The sequence below is a fragment of the Aeromicrobium flavum genome, from assembly GCF_007992115.1.
GTDB lineage: Bacteria > Actinomycetota > Actinomycetes > Propionibacteriales > Nocardioidaceae > Aeromicrobium > Aeromicrobium flavum.
On the sequence record NZ_BJZQ01000001.1, the window covers coordinates 439,726 to 462,097 of the forward strand.

The following is a 22,372-nucleotide window of genomic DNA, read 5'->3' on the forward strand; positions in this document are numbered from 1 at the left end:
ATGGCCGGACACGGAGCCCCCGAACTGAGCGTCGACGGCGCCGGCGCCAAGGTCGCCGTCGTCGCGTCCAGCTGGCACACCGAGGTCATGGACGGCCTCGTCGCGGGCGCCGAGCGCGCCCTCAAGGAGGCCGGCGTCAGCGACGTCACCCTCGTGCGCGCCGCCGGCTCGTTCGAGCTGCCGATCATCGCGCAGGGCTGCGCGAAGGCCGGCTTCGACGTGGTCGTGGCGCTCGGCGTCATCATCCGCGGCGGCACGCCGCACTTCGAGTACGTCTCCGCCGCGACCACCGACGGCCTGTCCCGCGTCGCGCTCGACACCGGCGTGCCCGTGGGCTTCGGGCTGCTGACGTGCGACGACGAGCAGCAGGCGCTCCACCGCGCCGGCCTGCCCGGATCCGGCGAGGACAAGGGCCGTGAGGCCGCCGAGGCGGCGCTCGCCGCATGGGTGACCCTCCGGGGTCTGGCACCCCGCCGATAGGATCGACCTGATGAAGACGTTCGATGGCCTGTTCGCGGAACTGTCCGAGAAGGCCGCCACCCGCCCCGAGGGCTCCCGCACGGTCGCGGAGCTCGACGGTGGCGTGCACGCGATCGGCAAGAAGCTCGTCGAGGAGGCCGCCGAGTCGTGGATGGCCGCCGAGCATGAGGGACCTGCGCGTGCGGCCGAGGAGATCAGCCAGCTGCTGTACCACGCGCAGGTGATGATGATCGCCGCCGGCATCTCCCTCGAAGACGTCTACTCCCACCTCTAGGAACCCACATGCTCAAGGTCGCCGTCCCCAACAAGGGCGCCCTCGCCGAAGCCGCTGCCGAGATGCTGGCCGAGGCCGGCTACCGCCAGCGCCGCAACGCCAAGGACCTCGTCTGCGTCGACGCCGAGAACGACGTCGAGTTCTTCTACCTCCGCCCGCGTGACATCGCGATCTACGTGGGGGAGGGCACGCTCGACGCCGGCGTCACCGGCCGCGACCTGCTGCTCGACTCCGGCGCCAAGGCCGACGAGACGATGGACCTCGGGTTCGCGTCCTCCACCTTCCGCTTCGCCGCCCCCGCCGGCGCGATGTCGAGCGAGGCCGACCTCGCCGGTCGCCGCATCGCCACCTCGTACCCGGGCATCGTCCGGGCCCACCTGGAGAAGCTGGGCCTGGAGGCGTCGGTCGTGCGCCTCGACGGTGCCGTCGAGACCTCGATCCGCCTCGGCGTCGCCGACGCGATCGCCGACGTCGTCGAGACGGGCACCACGCTGCGGCAGGCCGGCCTGGAGGTCTTCGGCGACCCGATCCTCGAGTCCGAGGCGCTGCTCATCACGCGCTCGGGCGCGCAGGGCCCCGAGGGGCTCGGCGTGTTCCGCCGCCGTCTGGAGAGCGTCATCGTCGCCCGCACCTACGTGATGATGGACTACGACATCCGCGTCGAGAACGTCGAGCGCGCCGTCAGCCTCACGCCCGGCATCGAGTCGCCGACCGTGTCGCCGCTGCATCGTGAGGGCTGGGTCGCGGTGCGGGCGATGGTCCCGCGCGACGCCAGCCAGCGGATCATGGACGACCTCTACGCCCTCGGCGGCCGCGGCATCCTCGTCACCGACATCCTGTCGTGCCGGATCTGACGATGACCCAGCCCACGCGCCGCACCTTCCGTCCCACCGGCGTCATCGTCGTCATGTGGGCCGCCGTCGTGGTGCTCGCCGTCCTGGCCCTGGTGATCGGCCTGCGCCTGCCGCAGGAGTACCGCTTCACGACGTCGCAGACCGTGACGATCTGGGTGCTCATCGGCTTCGTCGCCCTGTTCGCCGCGATGATCTCGCGCAGCCGCGTCACCGCCGACGAGGAGTCGCTGACGTTCGTCAACGGCTGGCGTCGTCGCACGCTGCGCTGGGACCAGATCGCTGTGATCTCGATGCGACCGGGCACCCCGTGGCCGACCCTCGAGACCCGGGACCAGCAGCGGTACGCGCTGTTCGCGATCCAGGGCAGCGAGGGCGATCCCGCCCGATCGGCCGTGGCGTGGCTGTCGGGTCACCTGCGGTGAACGACGTCCATGGCGGCGGTCGCTCGCTGGCCGAACCGGCGTTCCCCGACGACGACGGCCTGGTCGACCCCGCCCTCGACCTCGCCGACGACGCCACCGTGCTGGCCACGATCGGCACGGCGCGCGTCTTCGTGCCGGTGGTCGCGGTGCTGGGGGAGCGGGCCACCGACGGCAGCGACAAGAACTCCGACATGGCCGCCGTGCTGATGACCGGCGCCGACGGCCGCACCGCGCTGCTGGCCTTCAGCTCGCTCGAGACGATGAGCCGCTGGAACCCCACGTCGCGGCCGGTGCCGGTCTACGGTCGCGACGCCGCGCGCGCCGCCCTCGCCGACGGTGCCTCGGCGCTGTTGCTCGACCTGGGCCAGCCGTCGTTCAGCGTCATCGAGACCGCCGACCTCGAGCACGTCGCCGCCGAGCACGTCCTGGTGCGCACGCCCGGCGGCACCGCCTGGGTCGAGCCCGCCTGACTCAGCCCTCGATGGGCGTCACCGTCGCCAGGCCGACGGTGATGTGGACGGCGCCGTCGTGGCGCTCGACGCGGGCCGCGAAGCCCGCACCGCCCACGGCGCGCAGCAGCCGGTCGTTCGAGCCGGCCGTGACGAAGGTGAGTCGCTCGGCGCCGAGCGCCCGCGCGCGACCGGCTCCCTGCCGCACGAGGAGCGAGCCCACACCGCGACCCTGCCACGCGTCCTCGACGAGGACGTGGAAGCGCCAGTCGTCGCCCGACCGCTCGAGGACACCGTGACCCACCACGTCCAGCCCGGACTGCACGACCACGGCCACCCCGGACTCGGGCAGCACGAGGCGGCGGGTGAAACGCGTGGTCATCGGCATCCGCAGCGGCACCTGGTAGCGGTGGTACAGCGTCTCGGCGCTGCACCGCTGGTGCAGCGCGGCGACGGCGTCGATGTCGGCGAGCGTGGCAGGACGGACGAGGGGGAGCCGCTGGACCGTCGTGGGCTGCATGGGCGGGAGGTCGGCGCCGGCGTCGCTCACCAGCGACAGGAGGGCCTGCGCCCGCGCCCGCTCGATCGAGGTGAACGGGACGGCGCGGCTGATCCGCAGGCTCGTGCCGTTGCGGCGCCGCAGGTCGAGGACGTCGTGCCCGGCGTAGTCGGCGACGTCGGGCGGCGTCGTCTCGAGGAGCTCGCGCAGGACCTCCTCGACGTCCCGTCCGCCCTCGAGCACCTCGTGGACGCCGTTCAGGTAGCGGGTCGGCTCGTCCACCACGTCGCGCGGGTCGGTGCGCGTGACCGCGACGCCGCTGCCTCCGGCGTCGTCGAAGACCTCGGCCACCTGGACGTCGGTGAACCCCTCGGGCGCGGTGACGACGAACTCGTCGACCACGGTCGGATCGCCCGGGAAGACCTGCATGCTCTCGATGTTGAGTCCAGCCTTGCCGCAGGCCAGGGCGATCTCCGCCAAGACACCCGGCCGGTCCTCCAATGTCGTCCGCACGCGCCACATCATGCGGCCAGTCTGGACAACCGAGGTTTCGGGCAGATTTCGTCAGCCGAACAGGTCGCCGATGATCCCGCCGCCCCCGCCGGACGAGCCACCCGAGGACCCGCTCGCGCCGCTGGCCCACTCGCTCGGCTGGACGACCACGAAGCCCGCCCCGTGGTAGCGGTACTGGAACGCCTCGCCCGAGCCGCCCCGCAGCATCGACTTCATGTTCATCGAGTTCACGACCTGCGGCTGGAGCGCCGCCGACCAGGCGACCGCGGCGTTCACGTCGACGTGCGTGGGCTGCTGGGCGCAGTCCAGGACGACGGGCTGGCCCACGGCGTGCAGGGCGACCGTGCCGGTGCCCGACAGCTCCATGTTGAACAGGCCGCCGGCCATCATGTTGGCGCCCTTGAGTCGCTTGATGTCCCAGCGGAGGGAGGCGTCGAACGCCAGCAGGTTCTGGCCGCTGACGCTGAGGGCGTCGCCGTCGAGGTGCACGAGGAACACGAAGCCCGCGGTGTCGGCGAAGAACACCTCGCCCTGCCCGGAGACCCGCATGAGCGGCACGTCGTCCCCGCTGACCGCCTTCTTCAGCAGGCGGCCCACGGAGCCGGCGCTCTCGTGGTGGAAGGTCACGCCGCCCTGGTAGGCGACCATCGCGCCCTTGACGGCGAGGACGTCCTCGCCGAGGGACACCCGCAGCATCTGCGGGTTCTGGACGACGAAGCGCTCGTCGGTCTGCTTCTCGAGGTTGGCCTGGGCGAAGAGGTCGCTACGCATGCGCGCCAGCGTAACGGCGGCCGATTTCGTCCGGGAAGGAATCGGCTGCTAGCATGGTTGATCGAAGTGGAGGTCACTCCCACCTGCCGGGTTTCTGATCCGGGGGTCACCCGCTGCGGGCCGTTCTCGGACGACCACGCGGCGTGCGGCACCGTACGGTGCGTGTGGTGGCTTTCGCTTCGACGGAGGCCACCTTTTTCGTGTCCTCCAAACCCGATCTCAGGAGGATCCATCAGCACAGATCTGCGCGTCAACGAGCGCATTCGCGTCCCCGAGGTCCGTCTTGTCGGACCCAGCGGTGAACAGGTCGGCATCGTTCGTATCGAAGATGCCATGCGCCTGGCTGCCGAAGCCGATCTCGACCTCGTCGAGATCGCGCCCCAGGAGCGGCCTCCCGTGTGCCGTCTCATGGACTTCGGCAAGTTCAAGTACGAAACGGCGCAGAAGGCTCGCGAGTCCCGACGCAACCAGACGAACACGGTCATCAAGGAGATGAAGCTCCGCCCGAAGATCGACCAGCACGACTACGCCACCAAGAAGGGCCACGTCGTGCGGTTCCTCCAGGCAGGCGACAAGGTCAAGATCACGATCATGTTCCGTGGTCGTGAGCAGCACCGTCCCGAGCTCGGGTACCGGCTGCTGCAGAAGCTGGCCGCCGACGTCGAGGAGCTGGGCTTCATCGAGTCCAATGCGCGCCAGGACGGCCGCAACATGACGATGGTGCTGGCTCCGCACAAGAAGAAGTCCGAGGCGCAGGCCGAGGTCAAGGCCGCCAAGGCCGTGACCACCGCCGCGCGCGAGGCAGAACGCGAGGCCGAGGCCGAGGCCGAGAAGGCGCATCGCGAAGAACACAAGAAGACAGCGACGGCGAAGAAGCCTCGTCGGCGCTCCGAGAACCTCGACCCAGACATGGAGGCATAACCGTGCCGAAGTTCAAGCCCCACTCGGGCATGAAGAAGCGCATCAAGATCACCGGCAAGGGCAAGCTCCGCCGCGAGCAGACCAACCGCCGCCACCTCTTGGAGGTCAAGTCCTCGACCCGCAAGCGCCGTCTCGCCGGCACGACCGAGGTGTCGAAGGCCGACACGAAGGCCGTCAAGAAGCTGCTCGGTCTCTGAGCCTCCCTACCCCCAAGATTTGAAGGAGTAACACTGTGGCACGCGTCAAGCGTTCAGTGAACGCGCAGAAGAAGCGCCGCGAAGTCCTCGAGCGGGCCTCCGGCTACCGGGGTCAGCGCTCGCGCCTGTACCGCAAGGCCAAGGAGCAGGTCACCCACTCGCTGGTCTACTCGTACAACGACCGCAAGGCTCGCAAGGGCGACTTCCGTCGTCTCTGGATCCAGCGGATCAATGCCGCGGCTCGCGCCCAGGGCATGACGTACAACCGCTTCATCCAGGGCCTCAAGGCCGCCGAGGTCGAGGTCGACCGCAAGATCCTCGCGGATCTGGCCGTCAACGACATCGCCGCGTTCAACGCTCTCGTCGAGGTCGCCAAGGCGAACCTGCCCGAGGACGTCAACGCCCCCAAGGCCGACCAGGCCGTCTGAGCACTCCGCTCAGATCAGCATCAGCTCAGTTCACTCGTGGCGAGCCCCGGCGATCTGACCGTCCGTTCCGGACGGGTCAAGACCGCTCGGCGGCTCGCCACGCGTGCGTTCCGGGCCAGGACCGGTGAGTTCCTGGCCGAGGGACCCCAAGCGGTGCGCGAGGCGCTCGCCGCAGTGTCCGACTCAGGGCAGGACGTCGTCATCGAGGTGTTCGCCACCGTCGAGGCGACCGAGCGGTACCCCGAGCTCGAGCAGTCGGCCGAGGTCTGGCACGTCGTCACCGACGACGTGGTGGCCGACATCGCCGACTCCGTCACACCGCAGGGCCTCGTCGCCCGCTGCCGGTCGGTCCTGACCACGATCGAGGACGTCCCGCAGGACGCCCGGCTGGTCGTGGTGTGCGCCGAGATCCGCGACCCGGGCAACCTTGGCGCGGTCATCCGGTGCGCCGACGCGGCCGGGGCGGCCGGTGTCGTCGTCGCCGGCGAGAGCGTCGACCCGCTCAACCCCAAGGTCGTCCGCGCCACCGCGGGCTCGCTGTTCCACCTGCCGATCGCGGTCGAGGACGATGTCGAGGCGGTCATCGCCGAGCTGCAGTCGCGTGGTGTGCAGGTGCTGGCCGCCGACGGCGCGGGGGAGACGGGCCTGTTCGACGCCGATCTCGACCTCGCCGCGCCCACCGCGTGGCTGATGGGCAACGAGGCGCACGGGCTGCCCGACGCGTGGTCCGCCCTCGCCGACCGGGTCGTGCACGTGCCCATCCTGGGCCGCGCCGAGAGCCTGAACCTCGCCACCGCGGCCGCCGTCTGTTTGTACGCCTCGGCGCGCGAGCAGGGTTAGGCTCGGGCTCGTGCCCTTCGAACACTTCCCCGACGGCGTCATCGTCGCCGATGCGGATGGTCGGGTGACGTTCGTCAACCGCTGGGTCAAGTACTGGGCCCGTGCCGAGGGCGACGAGATGCTCGGCATGCACCTCGACGACGCCGTCCCGTTCGACGACCTGTCGGGCAACAGCTGGTTCGACTCCGTGCGGCCCTACGACGGGCTGGCCATCCGCACCCGGATCAGCGAATCGTCCTGGTACTCCCCGCGCGGCAGCGAGTACCTCATCACCGCGTCGCTCGTGCGCGACCAGCCGGCGGGCAAGGTCGTGAAGGTCATCGTCAGCATGCGCAACGCGCGCGTGCGCCTCCAGCGCGACCGCGAGAAGTCCGACATGGTCGCCACCGTCGCCCACGAGCTGCGCTCGCCGCTCACCGGCATCAAGGGCTTCAGCGCCACCCTGCTGAGCCGGTGGGACGCGTTCACCGAGGAGCAGCGCCTCTTCATGCTGCAGACGATCGACGCCGACGCCGACCGGCTGAGCCGCCTCATCACCGAGCTGCTCGACGCGGCGCGCATCGACGCGGGCCGACTGTCGCTGCGCACCGAGCCGGTGCGACTCGACGACCTCGCCGCCCGCGTGCTGGCGTCGGTGTTCTCGGCCAACGAGGTGCCGCCGATGCCCCGCGTCACCGGTGAGATCCCCGTGGTGTGGGGCGACGCCGACCGCGTCACCCAGGTGCTGACCAACCTCGTCGAGAACGCGATCCGGCACGGCGAGGGACTGCGCGAGGTGGTCGTCTCGCCCGAGCGGCGCGGCGACCAGGACGGGGTCGCGGTCCGGATCGTCGATAGCGGGCCCGGCATCCCCGAGGAGTCGCGCGTCCGCATCTTCAGCCGGTTCTGGCGCTCGGGCCCGGGCGCCGGCAGCGGCCTGGGCATGTTCATCGTCCGGGGCGTCGTCGACCAGCACGGCGGCTCGATCTCCATCGAGGACACCGAGGGCGGGGGAGCGACGATCTGCGTGTGGTTCCCCGTCAACGAGCCGGACTCCTTGACGTCCTGACCCGCCGATAGACTCGGCCGCGTGTCTGCGCCCAATTCCGACTACGACCCGGTCGAGGTGACGCCCCTGCGCGCCGACGAGGTCGAACGCATGCGTGACGAGGCCCTCGCGGCCATCGCCGCGGCCGACTCCCTCGACGCCATCAAGCAGGTGCGCATCGACCACACCGGCGATCGCTCGCCGCTGGCGCTGGCCAACCGCGAGATCGGCGCGCTGCCGCCCGCCGCCCGCAAGGACGCCGGGCAGCGCGTCGGCCAGGCCCGGGGCGCCGTGAACCGGGCCCTCGCCGCCCGCACGGCCGAGGTCGAGGCTGCGGAGTTCGAGCGCCGGCTGGCCGCCGAGACGGTCGACGTCACGCTGCCCACCGACGTCGAGCCCGTGGGTGCCCGTCACCCGATCACCACGATCCAGGAGCACGTCGCCGACATCTTCGTCGCGATGGGCTGGGAGGTGGCCGAGGGTCCCGAGGTCGAGGCCGAGTGGCTCAACTTCGATGCCTTGAACCTGGGCCCCGACCACCCCGCCCGCACGATGCAGGACACGTTCTGGCTCGACCCGGAGTCGGCCGCGATGGTGCTGCGCACCCACACCTCGCCGGTGCAGGCGCGCACGATGCTCACGACCGAGCCGCCGATCTACATCGTGTGCCCCGGGCGGGTCTACCGCACCGACGAAGCCGACGCGACGCACATGCCCGTCTTCCACCAGGTCGAGGGCCTGGCGATCGACAAGGGCCTGTCGATGGCACACCTGAAGGGCACGCTCGACCACTTCGCGCGTGCCATCTACGGCACCGAGATCGCCACCCGCTTCCGTCCGTCGTACTTCCCGTTCACCGAGCCCAGCGCCGAGGTCGACCTGCTCTGCTACGTCTGCCACAACGACCCGGCCGAGGTCGCCTCGTGCCGCACGTGCGGCGGCGAGGGCTGGGTCGAGTGGGGTGGCTGCGGCGTCGTCAACCCGCGCGTCCTGATCGCCTGCGGCGTCGATCCCGAGGAGTACTCGGGCTTCGCGTTCGGCATGGGCCTCGACCGCACCATCACCAGTCGCTACGACATCGCCGACCTGCGCGACCTGTGGGACGGCGACGTTCGCTTCACCGAGCCCTTCGGAGTTGGTCTCTGACATGCGTGTCCCCGTGGAGTGGCTGCGGTCACTCGTCGAACTGCCTGACGCCGTCACGACGGAGCAGCTGGCCGATCGCCTGACGATGTACGACCTCAAGCTCGAGGAGATCGTCGGCGGCGGCCTGTCCGGTCCGCTGACGGTCGGCCGCGTCCTCGCGATCTCGCCCGAGGAGCAGAAGAACGGCAAGACCATCAACTGGTGCCGGGTCGACGTCGGCGCGCAGAACGAGCCGTCCGTCCCCGACGCGCCGGGCGAGGACGTGCCCTCGCGCGGCATCATCTGCGGCGCCCACAACTTCGGCGTGGGCGACCTCGTCGTCGTCTCGCTGCCGGGCACCTTCCTGCCGGCGCTGGGCTTCGAGATCGGCTCGCGCAAGACGTACGGCCACGTCTCCGACGGCATGATCTGCTCCACCACGGAGCTGGGCCTGGCCGAGGACGCGTCCACCGCGAACGGCATCGTCGTGCTCGAGCCCGGCTCCGCCGAGCCCGGCGACGACGCGATCGATCTGCTGGGGCTGGGCGACCAGACCCTCGACCTCGAGGTCAACCCCGACCGCGCGTACGCCCTCAGCCTCCGTGGCGTGGCGCGCGACGCGGCCCTGGCGTTCGGCGTGCCGTTCACCGACCCGGCCGATCGCCCCGTGCCGTCGACGGACGCCGGGGCCTACCCGGTGCGCGTCGACGACCCCGACGGCTGCCCCGTGTTCACGACGCTCGTGGTCGAGGGCATCGACCCGGCCGCGACGACACCGGCCTGGATGGCCAAGCGGATCTCCGACGCGGGGATGCGCCCCATCAGTCTGACCGTCGACATCAGCAACTACGTCATGCTCGAGCTCGGTCAGCCGAACCACTGCTACGACCGCGCCAAGCTGAACGGCGACATCGTCGTGCGCCGCGCCACCGAGGGCGAGAAGCTGCGCACCCTCGACGACGTCGATCGCACCCTCAGCGCCGACGACCTGCTGATCACCGACGACCTCGGCCCGATCGGCATCGCCGGCGTCATGGGCGGCGACCGCGTCGAGATCGACGGCACCAGCACCGACGTCGTCATCGAGGCGGCGCACTTCGACCCGGTCACGATCTTCCGCACGCAGAAGCGCCACAAGCTGCCCACCGAGGCGGCCAAGCGCTTCGAGCGCGGCGTCGACCCCGAGCTGCCGCTGCGTGCCGCCGCGCGCGTCGCCGAGCTGCTCGTCGAGCTCGCCGGGGGCACCCTCGTCGCCGGCGCCACCGTCGTGGGCACCGCCCCGGCGCGCGAGGCGGTCACGTTCTCGTCCGACCTGCCGGCGCGGATCAGCGGGCTGCCGATCACCGCCGACCAGGCGCGCGACACGTATGAGCGCAACGGCTGCACGGTCGAGCTCGCGGGCGACCGCTTCACCGTGACGCCGCCGTCGTGGCGCTTCGACCTGAACGACCCGTACGACTTCGTCGAGGAGGCGCTGCGCACGGCCGGGTACGAGAACGTCCCGTCGGTGCTGCCCACGCCCACCGGCGGTCGCGGCCTCACCCGCGAGCAGGAGCTGCGCCGCCGCGTCGGCCACGTGCTGGCCGGTGCGGGCCTGGTCGAGGTCACCACGCTGCCGTTCGTCGGCGACGCCGACCTCGACAGGCTCGGGCTGCCGCAGGACGATCCGCGCCGCGACCTCGTCCGCCTGGCGAACCCGCTCTCGGCCGAGGAGCCGGGCCTCACGCCCACGCTGCTCATCGGGCTGCTCAAGGCCGCCTCGCTGAACATCGGGCGTGGCCACGAGTCGGTCCAGATCAGCGAGATCGGCCGTGTCTTCCGCCCCCGCGCGGGTCACCCGACCGCGCCGATCTACGGCGTCGACCGCCGCCCCACGGCCGACGAGCTCGCCGCCCTCGACGCCGCCCTGCCCGAGCAGCCCCGCCACACCGGCTTCGTGCTGGTGGGCGAGCGGCACCGCTCCGGCTGGTCCGGTGCCGGACGCCCGGTCGAGTGGAGCGACGCCCTGGCCGTTGCCCGTCGCGTGGCCGAGAACCTCCACGTCGAGCTGGAGGTCGGCGCGACGACCCTCGCCCCGTTCCACCCCGGCCGCTGCGCGCAGCTGCGCGTGGGCGACCGCGTCGTCGGCCACGTCGGCGAGCTGCACCCGAAGGTCGCGGAGGCCTTCGGCCTGCCCGGCCGGGTCGCGGTGGGCGAGCTCGACCTCGACGCGCTGATCGAGGCGGCGCCGCTGATCGGCCCGAAGCCCGACTTCTCGGCCTTCCCGGTCGCGAAGGAGGACTTCGCGTTCATCGTCGAGGACTCGCTGCCCGCGGGCGAGCTGCAGGCGGTCGTCGCCGGGGCCAGCCCGCTGCTGGAGTCGGTGCGCCTGTTCGACGTGTACACCGGCGACCAGGTGGGCGAGGGACGCAAGTCGCTGGCCTTCAAGGTGCGCCTGCGCGCCGAGGACCGAACGCTCACGGACGCCGACATCAAGGCCGCCCGCGACCAGATCGTGGCCGCCGCCGCGACACTCGGAGCACAACTGCGCTGACCGGCAACGGGTCCGTCCGAGTGGTTACATGGCTGCATGACCGACCAGAAGCGCGTTCGGATCGAGCATGACCTGCTGGGCGAGCGCGAGGTGCCGGCGGAGGTCTACTGGGGCGTGCACACCCTGCGCGCCCTGGAGAACTTCCCGATCACCGACGTGCCCATCGCGATCAGTCCGTACCTGCCGCAGGCGCTCGCCGCGGTGAAGGAGGCGGCGGCCGAGACCAACCACGACCTCGGCCTGCTGGACGACAAGCAGCACGCCGCGATTGTCCAGGCCTGCCAGGAGATCCGCCGGGGCGAGCTGCACGACCAGTTCGTCGTCGACGTCATCCAGGGCGGCGCGGGCACCTCGACGAACATGAACGCCAACGAGGTCATCGCCAACCGGGCGCTGGAGATCCTCGGGTACGCGTTCGGCGACTACGAGCACCTGCACCCGAACGAGCAGGTCAACCTCAGCCAGTCGACCAACGACGTCTACCCGACGGCGGTCAAGATCGCCTGCATCAAGGCCACCCACGACCTCATCGACGCGATGGGGGCGCTGGAGGAGGCGTTCGCCGAGAAGGCGGTCGAGTTCCACGACGTGCTGAAGATGGGCCGCACCCAGCTGCAGGACGCCGTCCCGATGACCCTGGGCCAGGAGTTCGGCACCTACGCGCTGATGATCGCCGAGGACCGCACCCGGCTGCGTGAGGCCGTGATGCTGCTGCACGAGATCAACCTCGGCGCCACGGCGATCGGCACCCAGCTCAACGCGCCCGACGGCTACGTCCCCCTGGCGCGCGAGCACCTCGAGCGCATCACGGGCCTGCCGCTGGTGACGGCGGTGGACCTGATCGAGGCCACGCAGGACTGCGGCTCGTTCGTGCAGATGTCGGGCGTGCTCAAGCGGGTCGCCGTGAAGCTGTCGAAGATCTGCAACGACCTGCGGCTGCTGTCGTCGGGCCCGCGCGCGGGACTGGGCGAGATCAACCTGCCGGCGCGTCAGGCGGGCTCGAGCATCATGCCGGGCAAGGTCAATCCGGTGATCCCCGAGGTCGTCAACCAGGTGGCGTTCCAGATCATCGGGCACGACGTCACGGTGTCGATGGCGGCGGAGTCGGGCCAGCTGCAGCTCAACGCGTTCGAGCCGGTCATCTGCTACTCGCTGTCGGCGGGCCTGTTCCGGCTGCGGACCGCGGTGCAGACGCTGACCGAGAACTGCGTCCGGGGCATCACCGCGAACCGCGAGCACCTGGCCCTCGAGGTCGCGAACTCCATCGGGCTGGTCACGGCGCTGAACCCGTACCTCGGCTACCAGACCGCGACCGAGCTGGCGAAGGAGGCACTCGTCACCGGACGCGGGGTGGCCGAGCTGGTGCTGGAGAAGGGCCTGCTGCCGCAGGACGAGCTGGAGCGGATCCTGCGCCCCGAGACCCTGGCCCATCTCGGGCCGAAGCCGGCCGACCGTTCCGGCGGTGTCTGACGGGCGGCGAGGGCTCCCGGGCGCGGGTGTACGCTGTGCCCATGAACACGTCGGTGATCATCATTGGAAAGCGCGTCTGAATCTTCATCCCAGACGCGCCGCCTCCCGTACCCGGGGGGCTTTTTTTGTGACTCGACCACAGGTATCGAACGACAGAGCGGGACGACCATGAGCACCACCTTCGGGAAGCACGACCCGGCGGACTTCCACGTCTACGACACGACGATGCGCGACGGCGCCCAGCAGGAGGGCCTCAACCTCTCCGTGCAGGACAAGCTGGCGATCGCGAAGCACCTCGACGACCTCGGCGTGGGCTACATCGAGGGCGGCTGGCCGGGCTCGAACCCCAAGGACACCGAGTTCTTCGCCCTGGCCGCCAAGGAGCTCGACCTGCGCCATGCGACGCTGGCCGCGTTCGGCTCGACGCGGCGTGCCGGCGTGGCCGCCGCGGACGACCCGCTGGTGGCGGCGCTGCGCGACTCGGGCGCCTCGGTCGTGACGGTCGTGGCCAAGAGCCACGACCAGCACGTGACGAAGGCCCTGCGCACCACGCTCGAGGAGAACCTCGCGATGGTGCGCGACACCGTGACGCACCTGCGGGCCGAGGGTCAGCGGGTGTTCCTGGACTGCGAGCACTTCTTCAACGGCTTCCTCGACAACCGCGACTACGCCCTCGAGGTGGTTCGTACGGCGGCCGAGGCCGGCGCCGAGGTGGCGGTGCTGTGCGACACGAACGGCGGGATGCTGCCGCACTGGGTGGGTGACATCGTGGCCGACGTGCTGGCCTCGACCGGCGCCCGCCTGGGCATCCACGCCCACAACGACACCGGCTGCGCGGTGGCCAACTCGCTGGCGGCGGTGCAGGCTGGCGCGACCCACGTGCAGGGCTGCATCAACGGGTACGGCGAGCGCACCGGCAACGCCGACCTCGTCACGTGCGTCGCCAACCTGGAGTTCAAGCTGGGCATGAGCGTGATGCCCGAGGGCGTGCTGGCCGACGCCACGCGCATCTCGCACGCGATCAGCGAGATCACGAACTACCCGCCGGTGGCACGCCAGCCGTACACGGGCGTCTCGGCGTTCGCGCACAAGGCCGGCCTGCACGCCAGCGCGATCCGCGTGGATCCCGACCTGTACCAGCACATGGACCCGGCGCTGGTCGGCAACGACATGCGCCTGCTGGTGTCGGAGATGGCCGGTCGCGCGACGATCGAGCTCAAGGGTCGCGAGCTGGGCTTCGACCTCTCGGGCGACAACGACCTGCTGACGAAGATCACCGACCAGGTCAAGAAGATGGAGCAGGACGGCTACACGTTCGAGGCGGCCGACGCCTCGTTCGAGCTGCTGCTGACCGAGTCCGTGACGGGCGAGCGCCCGGCGTACTTCGACGTGGAGTCGTGGCGCGTCATCGCCGGGTCGGCCGGCGACGGCGGGGCCGAGGCGATCGTCAAGGTCGTCGCCGGCGGCACGCGCACCGCGGTGGTGGGGGAGGGCAACGGCCCGGTCAACGCCCTCGACCACGCGCTGCGCCAGGCGATCGAGCGGATCTACCCCGACGTGGCGCAGTTCCACCTCATCGACTTCCGCGTGCGGATCCTCGACCAGGGTCACGGCACGGACGCCGTGACGCGCGTGCTGATCGAGACGACCGACGGCAAGGACTCGTGGGTGACGGTGGGCGTGGGCGCGAACATGATCGAGGCGTCGTTCGAGGCCCTCGTGGACGCGCTGACGTACGGCCTGCGCCTTCACGGGGTGGCGACGCCGTAGCTCATGGGCGCGTCGAGGTGCCGGTCGTCGAGGTGACCGTGCGACTTCATGTTGTGGTGCTTCCGGCAGAGGCACCTGAGGTTGTGAGCGGAGGTTTCGCCGCCTGACTCGTAGTCCCGGGCGTGGTCGAGATCGGTCTCGGATACCGGGGCCCGGCAGCCGGCCACCCGACAGGTGCCGTCCCTCCAGTGCAGCGCCTGTCGCAGCGACTCCGTGGGCCGGTAGGCGAGGATCGTGGTGTCCAGGACCTGCCCGACCGGGTCGAGCACGAGTCGCCTGAACACGGTGTGCTCGCTGGCCGCCAGTTCGCGCACCCACGCCTGGCCGAGCGGCTCACCGTCGCGGGTGACGCCGGGGCCCTCGGTGTAGCCGATGAGGTCGGTGGCGGCGATGCTGATGGCGATCTCGGCGCGGATGTCGGTCTCGGTGCCGGTGCACGACGTGAGCCAGTGGGCGAGCAGGTCGGCCTGCTTCTGCTCGCGGGTGCGCCGGTCCTTCTCGCCGGTCTCGGGATCGACGGCGGGCAGTGCTCGGGCTGCCTTGCGCAGTCGCTCGGCTGCGGCGATCGCGACGCCGGTGGGCAGCAGTGCCGCGAGCCAGCTGGTGCCGTCGCTGAGGTGCGTGACGGTCACCCGGCGCTGTTCGACGGCCCCGGCGGTCTCCTCTGCGGTCTTCTCAGGCTCGACCCGGGCCCGGAACCGGCGCAGCCAGGCGCGCAGCTCGGCCACGGTGTGCGCTGCGGCGTACTCGACCACGGACTGCTCGAGCTTGGCCCAGCTGGCGCGCTCGACGAGGCGCTCGGCGGTGTCGGCGATGGCGCTCGCACGGGCGGCATCGATGTCGCCGACTCCGAACGCGTCCCACACCATCGGGGTGCGCTCGCGCAGGGTCTCAGTCTCGAACACGATCGCCCAGACCCGGCGCTCGGTCACCTTGAGGACCTGCGCGACCTCGAGGGTCACCTCGCGCCGGGCCAGTTCCTTGCCCAGGACGATCTCGTCCGAGCGGTCGATCTCGGCGACCCTCCGCCGATGGTGCGCGGCGACGAACTTCCACTCCTCGAACTCCGCGACGGCACGCGTGCGACGGACGCCGTCGAGCATGCGGGCCGTGAGTTCCGAGGTCATGTTCCCAACCTAGGGACCCCCTCCGACACCCGTTCAGGTCGCGGGATGGAGGACGTTTCTGCCTCGAACGGCTGAGTCAACCGAGGAAAGAGAGAGGGACGACGCCGATGATGACGAGGGCGATCACGACCGCCACCACGAGGAGGAGCGAATTGTCCTGGGGAGACGACCCGGGGCGCCACAGGTACCCGGGAAAGTCCCGTTCCTTGTCCTCGTCACGGTCGCTCACACGCCCTCCCAGGCGAACCCATCCGGATCGCTGAAGGACCCGTCGTCGCTGGTGACGACCAGTCGCGCGGGCCCTGATCCCGTCGCGGAGACTCCGGCGGCCTTGGCCAGGGCCTCGCGCTTGAGCAGCGTGAGCTGGATCGGTGCCGTGCCGAACTCGACGTACTTGCGGCCGTAGCTCTTGGTCACCGTGAAGCCGCGCTCGGCGTAGAACTCCCGGCTTGCGGCCACGTCGGTCACACCGAGCTGGAGCACGACGTCCTCGATCCGCCCCGTGGGAGGTCCGACGTCCTTCTTCGTGGACGAGGCGATCGTGCAGATCGTCCCGTCCGGGGCCCGGACGACTCCTCCGTAGCCCCACAGCGACTTCTTCGCGGGCTTGAGAGCCTCTCCGCCCGCCGCGACGCCCTTCGCGACGACGTCGTCCACGTCGCTCGGGCGGGGCACGACCAGGGACAGGGTGAACCCCTCGAAGCCGGACGATGAGCTCTCCGAGGCACGGACACGCACGTGGTCGTGCACGCCGAGCGCGGCGTAGAAGCGCTCCGCGGTCACCACGTCGGTCGCGCCGATCGTGACATGGTCGATGCTCGCCATGCCCCCACGATAAGTCGCTCCGCCGGTCTCCGGCACCCCCCGGACGGCGGCCCGTCGTGCGCCTCAGCCGTAGTAGGTGGCGATCAGCTGGTCGTCGATCTCGTGCACGCGGACGGGCAGTCCGTAGATGTCCTCGAGGAGGTCGGGCTGCATGATCTGGGCGGGGGAGCCGCACGCGGCGACCCTGCCGTCGCGCATGGCGACGATGGTGTCGGCGTAGCAGGAGGCGACGTTGATGTCGTGCACGACGACCACGATGGTCCGGCCCAGCTCGCGGGCGGCGTCGCGCAGCCGGCCCATCATCGCGACAGCATGGCGCAGGTCGAGGTTGTTGAGCGGCTCGTCGAGGAGCACCACGTCGGTGTCCTGGCACAGCACCATCGCGACGAACGCACGCTGGCGCTGACCGCCCGAGAGCTGGTCGAGGAAGCGGTCGGCGAGCCCGGTCAGGTCGAGGTACTCCAGGGCCTTCTCGACGTGCACCAGGTCGTCGCCGGTCGGCCGTCCCTTGGAGTGCGGGTAGCGGCCGAAGGTGACGAGCTCGCGCACGGTGAGCCGGATGTCGAGGTGGTTCTCCTGACGCAGGACGGCCATCGCCTTCGCGAGCTCGTCGCTGCGACTGGTGGCCACGTCGAGTCCGGCCACGGTGACCCGTCCGCCGTCGGCGGCGAGGAGTCGGCCGACGATCGACAGCAGGGTCGACTTGCCGGCGCCGTTCGGGCCGATGAGGGCCGTCACGCCACCCAGCGGGAGGTCGAGGTGGACGTCGTCGACCACCACGGTGCGGCCGTACCGCTTGGTGACGCCCTCGGCGCGGATCCCGGGCCGGTCGATGCCGACGCACGCGCGCAGGTCGGTGGAAGCGGTGACGGTCATGCGAGGTTCCTCCTGGCGCGGTGGATCAGCAGGGCGATGAAGGTGAGGCCGCCGACGAGCTCGATGACGACCGACAAGGTGGTGGTGACCTCGAGCAGGCGCTCGAGCACGAACTGTCCGCCGACGAGGCAGATGACGGCGGACAGGCCGGCCATCGGCAGCACGACGGCGTGCCGGTGGGTGCCGGCCAGCTGGTAGGCGAGGTGGGCCACGAGCAGCCCGAAGAACGTGATCGGCCCGACCAGGGCGGTCGACACCGACACCAGGACTGCGACGAGGGCGAGCACGCGGGTGGTCTCGCGGCGGTGGTCGACGCCGAGGCTCGTGGCCGGTCCGGCACCGAGGGCCAGGACGTCGTAGACGCGCAGCCGGCGCACGACCAGGGCGGTGGCGACCGCGACGACGACGGCGGTGGCCCAGACGAGGTCCTCGTCGACGGTGGTGAACGACGCGAACATCAGGTTCTGCAGCACCTGGAACTCGCTGGGGTCGATCAGCCGTTGCAGGAACGCGGCGATGCTGCGGAACAGCGTGGCGAAGACCATGCCGACGAGGATCAGCACGTGCAGCTCGTATCGGCCCGAGGAGAAGAGCCAGCGGAACAGGGTCAGGGCGAACACCAGCATCAGCAGCGTCTCGAGCGCGAACTGCAGCCGCGGGTCGGTGCCGTTCAGCAGCGAGGCGGAGAACGCGAAGACGACGACCGTCTGGACGAGCACGTAGAGGGCGTCGAACCCCATCAGCGCCGGGGTGAGGATGCGGTTGCCGGTCACGGTCTGGAACAGCACCGTCGACATCGCGATCGCCCAGCCGACCAGGACCAGGGCGACGAGGCGGCGCACCCGCAGCGGCACCACGAAGTCGGCGTAGCCGTGGGTGTCGGCGAGCAGGAAGCCGGCGACCACGGCGAGGGCGATCACGGCGGTGATCGCGACGCGGGTCGACGGGGCCAGGCGGCGCGCCGGGAGGGTGGCGGTCTCAGGAGGCACGGGGCGCACTCCTCAGCAGCAGCACCAGGAAGAACGCCGCGCCGAGCACGCCCATCACGGTGCCGACCGGGATCTCGTAGGGGTAGCGCACGAGCCGGCCGACGATGTCGCACGCGAGCACGAGTCCGGAGCCCAGGACGGCCACCCACGGCAGGCCGCGCCGGGCGTTGTCGCCGACGAGCGTGCTGACGACGTTGGGGACGACGAGGCCGAGGAACGGGATGACGCCGACGGTCACGACGACCACCGCACTGACCACCGAGACGATGGTCAGGCCGACCGCGACGACGGCGCGGTGGTCGAGGCCGGCGTTCGTCGAGAAGGTCTCGCCCATGCCGGCGACGGTGAAGCGGTCGGCGGCGAGGAAGGCCACCACGACGAGGCCGGCCACCAGCCAGAGCAGCTCGTAGCGGCCGATCAGGATGCCGGAGAAGTCGCCGGTCATCCAGCTGTTGAGGGTCTGCAGCAGGTCGCGGTGGAACGCCAGGAAGGTGGTCACCGCGGCGATGACACCGCCCAGCATCAGGCCGATCAGCGGCACGAGGATCGTCTCGCGCACGGGCATCAGCCGGACCACGCGCAGGAAGAGCCAGGTGCCGGCCAGCGCGAAGAGCGCCGCGGTGCCCATCTTGGCCATCAGCGGCGCGCCGGGAGCCAGCAGCGTGATGACCACGAGCCCCAGCCCGGCGGCCTCGGTGGTGCCCACGGTCGACGGCTCGACGAAGCGGTTGCGCACCAGCAGCTGCATCAGCAGGCCGCAGACCGCGAGGGCGGCGCCGGCGAGGACGAGGGCCACGGTGCGGGGGAGGCGGGAGACCCACAGCACCTCCCAGGAGAGGTCGGCGACGCCCACCATCGTGCTGGCGGCGGCCAGCACGAGGAGCCCGACGACCCCGCCGACCAGTGCGGCCGGCGGGGTCGTGCGAGTGGGGTGACTGGTGACCGTCATGGTCAGGCCAGGCTCTTCTCGATGTCGTCGATCAGGGTGCCCAGGCTGGTCAGGCCGCCGACGACGATGTACCAGGCCTCGGCGTCGACGTAGGTGACCTTCTCGTTCTTCCACGCGGAGGTCTTCTTGACGAGGGCGTTGTCGAGGATCTCCTCGGCGGACTTGCCCTCCTCGCCGATCGCGGCGTCGCGGTCGACGACGTAGAGCAGGTCGGGGTTCGCCTTGCGGATGTACTCGAACGAGACGGCCTCGCCGTGGCGCGACTCGGTGTCGCCCAGCTCACCGGTGACGGGGGTGACGCCGAAGACGTCGTGCACGAAGCCGAAGCGTGAGTTGAGGGAGTAGGCCGTGACCTCGCCACCGCTGGTCAGCAGGACGAGGCCCTTGCCGGCGCCGCCGGCCTGCTTCTTCACCGCGGCGATGCGGTCGTCGTAGCCGGCGAGGATCTTCTCGGCCTGCTGCTCCTCCTCGAAGATGCTGGCCAGCGTCAGGATGTTCTTCCGCGAGCTCTCGAGGTAGGCGTTCTCGTCGACCGACATGTCGAGCACCGGGACGCCGTCGAAGTTCTTCTCGAGAGTGTCGTGCATGGCCGCGGAGCGGCCGCCGACGATGATCAGGTCGGGCTTCGCGCGCGGGATCGCCTCGAGGTCGGGCTCGAAGAGGTCGCCCACCGCGAGGTAGTCGTCGCCGGCGTACTTCTTCAGGTAGGACGGCGTGGCGCCGCCCTTGGCGACGCCGGTGACGGCGTCGACGCCGAGCGTGTCGAGGGTGTCGAGGACGCCCATGTCGAAGACCACGACGCTCTTCGGGTTCAGCGGCACCTCCTCCTCGCCGAGGGCGTCGGTGACGGTGATCGTCTTCGTGTCACCGCCGGAGGCGGCCTCGTTCTCGTTGGCGCACGCGCTGAGTGCGAGGCCGAGCAGGGGAAGGGCGAGAACAGCGGTGAGGTGACGGTGCAAGGTCATACAGGGTCCGTTCGAGCTAGTCAGTGAGGTAAGGCGACACTAACTTAGCCTGCCCTTCGGAGGGCCTCGCCCCGGGGCCGCCGGCCGAGCTCACCTGACCGTCGCGACGTCCTCGATCGTGTCCTGCTCGGGGTCCCACCAGCGCAGGCGGTCGGCGACCAGCTCGCGCGGCGCGTCGGTGGCATCCAGGACCTCGAGGGCCGCCGTGAGCAGTCGGCTGGGAACGCGTCGCGCCAGCGTGACGTGAGGGGTCCAGACGGGGTGTCGCAGGGCGGGGACGAGCGCCCGCACGCGGGCGACCGCGGCAGCCAGCGTGGGGTCGGGCTCGACGAGGTGCGCGATGGTCATGCGAGGTCCGTGGCCGAAGAGGACGAGGCCGCGCACCTCCACGCGCGCCGGCAGGAGCGGTCCGATCTCGTCACGGGCGACCGACACCACCGAGGGGTCGATCTCGGCGGCTGCCACCAGGGTCAGGTGCGGCGCGTTGGTCATCGAGCGGTGGTCAGCCTGCGAGGGGAGCCCGGCGGCCCGGAGCGCCTCCCACTGCGCCACGACGGCGCTGTCGGACGAGGGCTCGAAGCTGATCTCGAGGGCTTGGTCGGGCATGGGTGGAGGATAGGTCAGCGGCGCCCGAGGCGGCGCGACGAATCGGTGGGTCACGACGAGAGGACGGCGAGTGAGCCGCAGGGCGATCATCTTCCACGGGACCGGCGCACATCCCGACGTGGTGTGGCTGCCGTGGCTGCGCGGGCGACTGGCCGAGCGCGGGTACGAGGTCGAGGTACCCCACTACCCCGACCTCAACGTCGAATCGATCACCACGTTCCTGCCGAAGGTGCTGGCCCACCACACCTTCGACGCGGACACGGTCCTGGTCGGGCACTCGGGAGGGGCGGCCCTGCTGCTCGCGATCCTCGAGAGCATCGACGCGACCGTCGATCAGGCCATCCTCGTCGCGGGCTACTGCACCCGGCCCGGTGCCGAGGCCGAGCCCGTCCTGCAGGACTCCTACGACTGGGCGGCGATCCGTTCCCATGTCCGCGACCTCTACGTCATCAACTCCCGGGAGGACCCGTACGGATGCGACGCCACCCAGGGTCGCGCGATGCACGAACGACTCGGCGGCACCCAGATCATCCGAGACGACGGCCACTTCGGAGACGTCGACCAGCCGTACGAGTCGTTCGAGCTCCTCGACCGGCTCATCGACTGAGAGGTCGTGGACCGTCCCTCGCCGCTCCGTATGCTGCGGGGCATGATCCTCGAGCACGCGCTCCTGCCCGTGAAGCCCGGAACCGAACCGCAGTTCGTCGAGGCGTTCGAGGAGGCGAAGCAGATCATCTCCGCCGTGCCCGGGTTCAGGAGTCTGAGCCTGTCCCGCTGCCTGGAGCGCCCGGGAACGTACCTGCTGCTCGTGGAGTGGGAGACCCTCGAGGACCACACGGAGGGCTTCCGGGGCTCACCGGAGTACCAGCAGTGGCGGCGCCTTCTCCACCACTTCTACGAGCCGTTCCCGACCGTCGAGCACTTCGAGCCCGTGCTCGGCGTCTGACTCAGGCGAAGAGCTGCCGGTAGTGGTCGCTCTGCGCGGGGTGGTAGTCGTTGAAGTCGATCGCCGCCACGTCGTCCCCGGCCTCGGCGGCCATCAGGCGGTCGAGGTAGTACTCCCAGCCGGGGCCGACGTCGGCTGCCAGCTCGGGGTCGCTCATGGGTTGGCTGAACGTCAGCGTGGTGGTGCCGTCCGCCTCGGTGAGCTCCAGCAACAGCTCGAAGGCCGGTTCCCCGTCGGCCGCCCGGGAGGACACCGCGAGGACGTGCGGCGGCTCGCAGCGGTGGATGGTGAACGGCTCGGCCTGGACGTCCTCGCCCTCGGCGTTCATGCGGAACTGCACGGTGCCGGCGGCCGGATCCCCGGTCCAGGTGCCGATCCACCGCTCGAGCCGTTCGCTCACGGTGATGGCGGCCCACACGTCCTCGACCGGCACGTCGAAGGTGCGGGTGAGCACGACGACGGCGCGACCATCACGGGTCTCACGGCGGCCGGTGGGATCGGGAGTCATGCGGTCTC

General features: G+C 70.6%; 27 protein-coding genes. 16 read left to right on the top strand and 11 right to left on the bottom strand.

Going from position 1 to position 22,372, the window contains the following annotated elements:
- Genes ribH through AFL01nite_RS02180 form a run of 5 tightly spaced genes read left to right on the top strand, consistent with a single transcriptional unit; the run spans position 1 to position 2,500 of the window.
- Positions 1-480 (top strand): 6,7-dimethyl-8-ribityllumazine synthase, encoded by a 480-nt coding sequence (gene ribH, locus AFL01nite_RS02160; protein ID WP_146825443.1) that lies wholly within the window; start codon positions 1-3, stop codon positions 478-480.
- Between the two features lie 7 nt (positions 481-487).
- The gene (locus tag AFL01nite_RS02165) at positions 488-754 is read left to right on the top strand and encodes a phosphoribosyl-ATP diphosphatase (RefSeq protein ID WP_246119564.1); all 267 of its coding nucleotides are present in this window, start codon (positions 488-490) and stop codon (positions 752-754) included.
- 8 nt (positions 755-762) lie between these two features.
- Entirely contained in the window at positions 763-1,608 is an 846-nt protein-coding gene (gene hisG, locus AFL01nite_RS02170; protein ID WP_146825445.1) for an ATP phosphoribosyltransferase, read from the top strand.
- Between the two features lie 2 nt (positions 1,609-1,610).
- On the top strand, positions 1,611-2,030 hold the full coding sequence (locus AFL01nite_RS02175) for a PH domain-containing protein (protein WP_146825446.1): 420 nt from the start codon (positions 1,611-1,613) through the stop codon (positions 2,028-2,030).
- Positions 2,027-2,500: an SseB family protein gene (locus AFL01nite_RS02180; RefSeq protein ID WP_246119547.1), complete on the top strand. Its 474-nt coding sequence runs from the start codon at positions 2,027-2,029 to the stop codon at positions 2,498-2,500. Before AFL01nite_RS02175 ends, AFL01nite_RS02180 begins: the two co-directional genes overlap by 4 nt.
- A 1-nt stretch (position 2,501) precedes the next feature.
- On the opposite strand, the gene AFL01nite_RS02185 is transcribed toward AFL01nite_RS02180, so the two are convergent.
- Positions 2,502-3,491, bottom strand: coding sequence for a GNAT family N-acetyltransferase (locus AFL01nite_RS02185; protein ID WP_186813776.1), 990 nt, complete (start codon positions 3,489-3,491; stop codon positions 2,502-2,504).
- Between the two features lie 51 nt (positions 3,492-3,542).
- Entirely contained in the window at positions 3,543-4,262 is a 720-nt protein-coding gene (locus AFL01nite_RS02190; protein WP_146825449.1) for an AIM24 family protein, read from the bottom strand.
- A 162-nt stretch (positions 4,263-4,424) separates the two neighbouring features.
- On the opposite strand from AFL01nite_RS02190, the gene infC reads away from it, so the two are divergent.
- From infC to cimA, 9 genes are all read left to right on the top strand, one after another.
- Entirely contained in the window at positions 4,425-5,183 is a 759-nt protein-coding gene (gene infC / locus AFL01nite_RS02195) for a translation initiation factor IF-3 (RefSeq protein ID WP_246119548.1), read from the top strand.
- 2 nt (positions 5,184-5,185) lie between these two features.
- On the top strand, positions 5,186-5,380 hold the full coding sequence (rpmI, locus tag AFL01nite_RS02200) for a 50S ribosomal protein L35 (RefSeq protein ID WP_146825450.1): 195 nt from the start codon (positions 5,186-5,188) through the stop codon (positions 5,378-5,380).
- A 35-nt stretch (positions 5,381-5,415) separates the two neighbouring features.
- A complete protein-coding gene (gene rplT / locus AFL01nite_RS02205; protein WP_146825451.1) occupies positions 5,416-5,808 on the top strand; it encodes a 50S ribosomal protein L20 in 393 nt (130 codons plus the stop codon).
- 36 nt (positions 5,809-5,844) lie between these two features.
- A complete protein-coding gene (locus AFL01nite_RS02210; RefSeq protein ID WP_146825452.1) occupies positions 5,845-6,648 on the top strand; it encodes a TrmH family RNA methyltransferase in 804 nt (267 codons plus the stop codon).
- A 10-nt stretch (positions 6,649-6,658) separates the two neighbouring features.
- A complete protein-coding gene (locus AFL01nite_RS02215; RefSeq protein ID WP_146825453.1) occupies positions 6,659-7,696 on the top strand; it encodes a sensor histidine kinase in 1,038 nt (345 codons plus the stop codon).
- Positions 7,697-7,717: 21 nt separating this feature from the next.
- Positions 7,718-8,821, top strand: coding sequence for a phenylalanine--tRNA ligase subunit alpha (gene pheS / locus AFL01nite_RS02220; RefSeq protein ID WP_146825454.1), 1,104 nt, complete (start codon positions 7,718-7,720; stop codon positions 8,819-8,821).
- 1 nt (position 8,822) lies between these two features.
- Entirely contained in the window at positions 8,823-11,333 is a 2,511-nt protein-coding gene (pheT, locus tag AFL01nite_RS02225; protein WP_146825455.1) for a phenylalanine--tRNA ligase subunit beta, read from the top strand.
- 36 nt (positions 11,334-11,369) lie between these two features.
- Positions 11,370-12,803 carry an aspartate ammonia-lyase gene (locus tag AFL01nite_RS02230; protein ID WP_146825456.1) on the top strand — a complete coding sequence of 478 codons (1,434 nt, stop codon included), beginning with the start codon at positions 11,370-11,372 and terminating at the stop codon, positions 12,801-12,803.
- Between the two features lie 168 nt (positions 12,804-12,971).
- Positions 12,972-14,573, top strand: a complete 1,602-nt coding sequence (gene cimA, locus AFL01nite_RS02235) for a citramalate synthase (RefSeq protein ID WP_146825457.1) — start codon at positions 12,972-12,974, stop codon at positions 14,571-14,573.
- Here the strand turns inward: cimA and AFL01nite_RS02240 are convergent.
- The 8 genes from AFL01nite_RS02240 to AFL01nite_RS02270 all read right to left on the bottom strand — a co-directional run bounded on the left by AFL01nite_RS02240 (position 14,552) and on the right by AFL01nite_RS02270 (position 20,910).
- The gene (locus AFL01nite_RS02240) at positions 14,552-15,700 is read right to left on the bottom strand and encodes an HNH endonuclease signature motif containing protein (RefSeq protein WP_146825458.1); all 1,149 of its coding nucleotides are present in this window, start codon (positions 15,698-15,700) and stop codon (positions 14,552-14,554) included. The genes cimA and AFL01nite_RS02240 overlap by 22 nt on opposite strands.
- Before the next feature lie 76 nt (positions 15,701-15,776).
- Positions 15,777-15,929 (bottom strand): hypothetical protein, encoded by a 153-nt coding sequence (locus AFL01nite_RS15245; RefSeq protein WP_186813777.1) that lies wholly within the window; start codon positions 15,927-15,929, stop codon positions 15,777-15,779.
- Positions 15,926-16,525: a VOC family protein gene (locus tag AFL01nite_RS02245; protein WP_146825459.1), complete on the bottom strand. Its 600-nt coding sequence runs from the start codon at positions 16,523-16,525 to the stop codon at positions 15,926-15,928. The genes AFL01nite_RS15245 and AFL01nite_RS02245 overlap by 4 nt, the downstream gene beginning before the upstream one ends.
- Positions 16,526-16,588: 63 nt before the next feature.
- Positions 16,589-17,401, bottom strand: coding sequence for an iron ABC transporter ATP-binding protein (locus AFL01nite_RS02250; protein WP_146825460.1), 813 nt, complete (start codon positions 17,399-17,401; stop codon positions 16,589-16,591).
- Positions 17,398-18,390, bottom strand: a complete 993-nt coding sequence (locus AFL01nite_RS02255; RefSeq protein WP_146825461.1) for an iron chelate uptake ABC transporter family permease subunit — start codon at positions 18,388-18,390, stop codon at positions 17,398-17,400. Before AFL01nite_RS02255 ends, AFL01nite_RS02250 begins: the two co-directional genes overlap by 4 nt.
- Positions 18,380-19,339: an ABC transporter permease gene (locus AFL01nite_RS02260; RefSeq protein WP_146825462.1), complete on the bottom strand. Its 960-nt coding sequence runs from the start codon at positions 19,337-19,339 to the stop codon at positions 18,380-18,382. The genes AFL01nite_RS02255 and AFL01nite_RS02260 overlap by 11 nt, the downstream gene beginning before the upstream one ends.
- 2 nt (positions 19,340-19,341) lie before the next feature.
- Complete coding sequence (locus AFL01nite_RS02265; RefSeq protein WP_146825463.1) at positions 19,342-20,304, bottom strand: siderophore ABC transporter substrate-binding protein; 963 nt, start codon at positions 20,302-20,304, stop codon at positions 19,342-19,344.
- Positions 20,305-20,394: 90 nt separating this feature from the next.
- On the bottom strand, positions 20,395-20,910 hold the full coding sequence (locus tag AFL01nite_RS02270) for a 2'-5' RNA ligase family protein (protein WP_186813778.1): 516 nt from the start codon (positions 20,908-20,910) through the stop codon (positions 20,395-20,397).
- A 70-nt stretch (positions 20,911-20,980) separates the two neighbouring features.
- Here AFL01nite_RS02270 and AFL01nite_RS02275 point away from each other — a divergent pair, with 70 nt between their 5' ends.
- Both AFL01nite_RS02275 and AFL01nite_RS02280 read left to right on the top strand, forming a co-directional pair.
- Positions 20,981-21,517 carry an RBBP9/YdeN family alpha/beta hydrolase gene (locus tag AFL01nite_RS02275; RefSeq protein ID WP_146825465.1) on the top strand — a complete coding sequence of 179 codons (537 nt, stop codon included), beginning with the start codon at positions 20,981-20,983 and terminating at the stop codon, positions 21,515-21,517.
- Positions 21,518-21,559: 42 nt separating this feature from the next.
- Entirely contained in the window at positions 21,560-21,856 is a 297-nt protein-coding gene (locus AFL01nite_RS02280) for an antibiotic biosynthesis monooxygenase family protein (protein WP_146825466.1), read from the top strand.
- A gap of 1 nt (position 21,857) precedes the next feature.
- Here AFL01nite_RS02280 and AFL01nite_RS02285 read toward each other — a convergent pair whose 3' ends face one another.
- Positions 21,858-22,364 carry an SRPBCC family protein gene (locus tag AFL01nite_RS02285; RefSeq protein ID WP_146825467.1) on the bottom strand — a complete coding sequence of 169 codons (507 nt, stop codon included), beginning with the start codon at positions 22,362-22,364 and terminating at the stop codon, positions 21,858-21,860.
- Positions 22,365-22,372: the final 8 nt, after the last annotated feature.

Excerpts from the sequence above, each read along its gene's own strand:
- AFL01nite_RS02280 (WP_146825466.1), top strand. The coding sequence starts at position 21,560 with ATGATCCTCGAGCACGCGCTCCTGCCCGTGAAGCCCGGAACCGAACCG.
- pheT (WP_146825455.1), top strand. The coding sequence starts at position 8,823 with ATGCGTGTCCCCGTGGAGTGGCTGCGGTCACTCGTCGAACTGCCTGAC.
- ribH (WP_146825443.1), top strand. The coding sequence starts at position 1 with ATGGCCGGACACGGAGCCCCCGAACTGAGCGTCGACGGCGCCGGCGCC.
- cimA (WP_146825457.1), top strand. The coding sequence starts at position 12,972 with ATGAGCACCACCTTCGGGAAGCACGACCCGGCGGACTTCCACGTCTAC.
- AFL01nite_RS02240 (WP_146825458.1), bottom strand. The coding sequence starts at position 15,700 with ATGACCTCGGAACTCACGGCCCGCATGCTCGACGGCGTCCGTCGCACG.
- AFL01nite_RS02250 (WP_146825460.1), bottom strand. The coding sequence starts at position 17,401 with ATGACCGTCACCGCTTCCACCGACCTGCGCGCGTGCGTCGGCATCGAC.
- AFL01nite_RS02270 (WP_186813778.1), bottom strand. The coding sequence starts at position 20,910 with ATGCCCGACCAAGCCCTCGAGATCAGCTTCGAGCCCTCGTCCGACAGC.
- AFL01nite_RS02245 (WP_146825459.1), bottom strand. The coding sequence starts at position 16,525 with ATGGCGAGCATCGACCATGTCACGATCGGCGCGACCGACGTGGTGACC.
- AFL01nite_RS02265 (WP_146825463.1), bottom strand. The coding sequence starts at position 20,304 with ATGACCTTGCACCGTCACCTCACCGCTGTTCTCGCCCTTCCCCTGCTC.
- AFL01nite_RS02260 (WP_146825462.1), bottom strand. The coding sequence starts at position 19,339 with ATGACGGTCACCAGTCACCCCACTCGCACGACCCCGCCGGCCGCACTG.
- hisG (WP_146825445.1), top strand. The coding sequence starts at position 763 with ATGCTCAAGGTCGCCGTCCCCAACAAGGGCGCCCTCGCCGAAGCCGCT.
- AFL01nite_RS02190 (WP_146825449.1), bottom strand. The coding sequence starts at position 4,262 with ATGCGTAGCGACCTCTTCGCCCAGGCCAACCTCGAGAAGCAGACCGAC.
- AFL01nite_RS02285 (WP_146825467.1), bottom strand. The coding sequence starts at position 22,364 with ATGACTCCCGATCCCACCGGCCGCCGTGAGACCCGTGATGGTCGCGCC.
- AFL01nite_RS02175 (WP_146825446.1), top strand. The coding sequence starts at position 1,611 with ATGACCCAGCCCACGCGCCGCACCTTCCGTCCCACCGGCGTCATCGTC.
- AFL01nite_RS02230 (WP_146825456.1), top strand. The coding sequence starts at position 11,370 with ATGACCGACCAGAAGCGCGTTCGGATCGAGCATGACCTGCTGGGCGAG.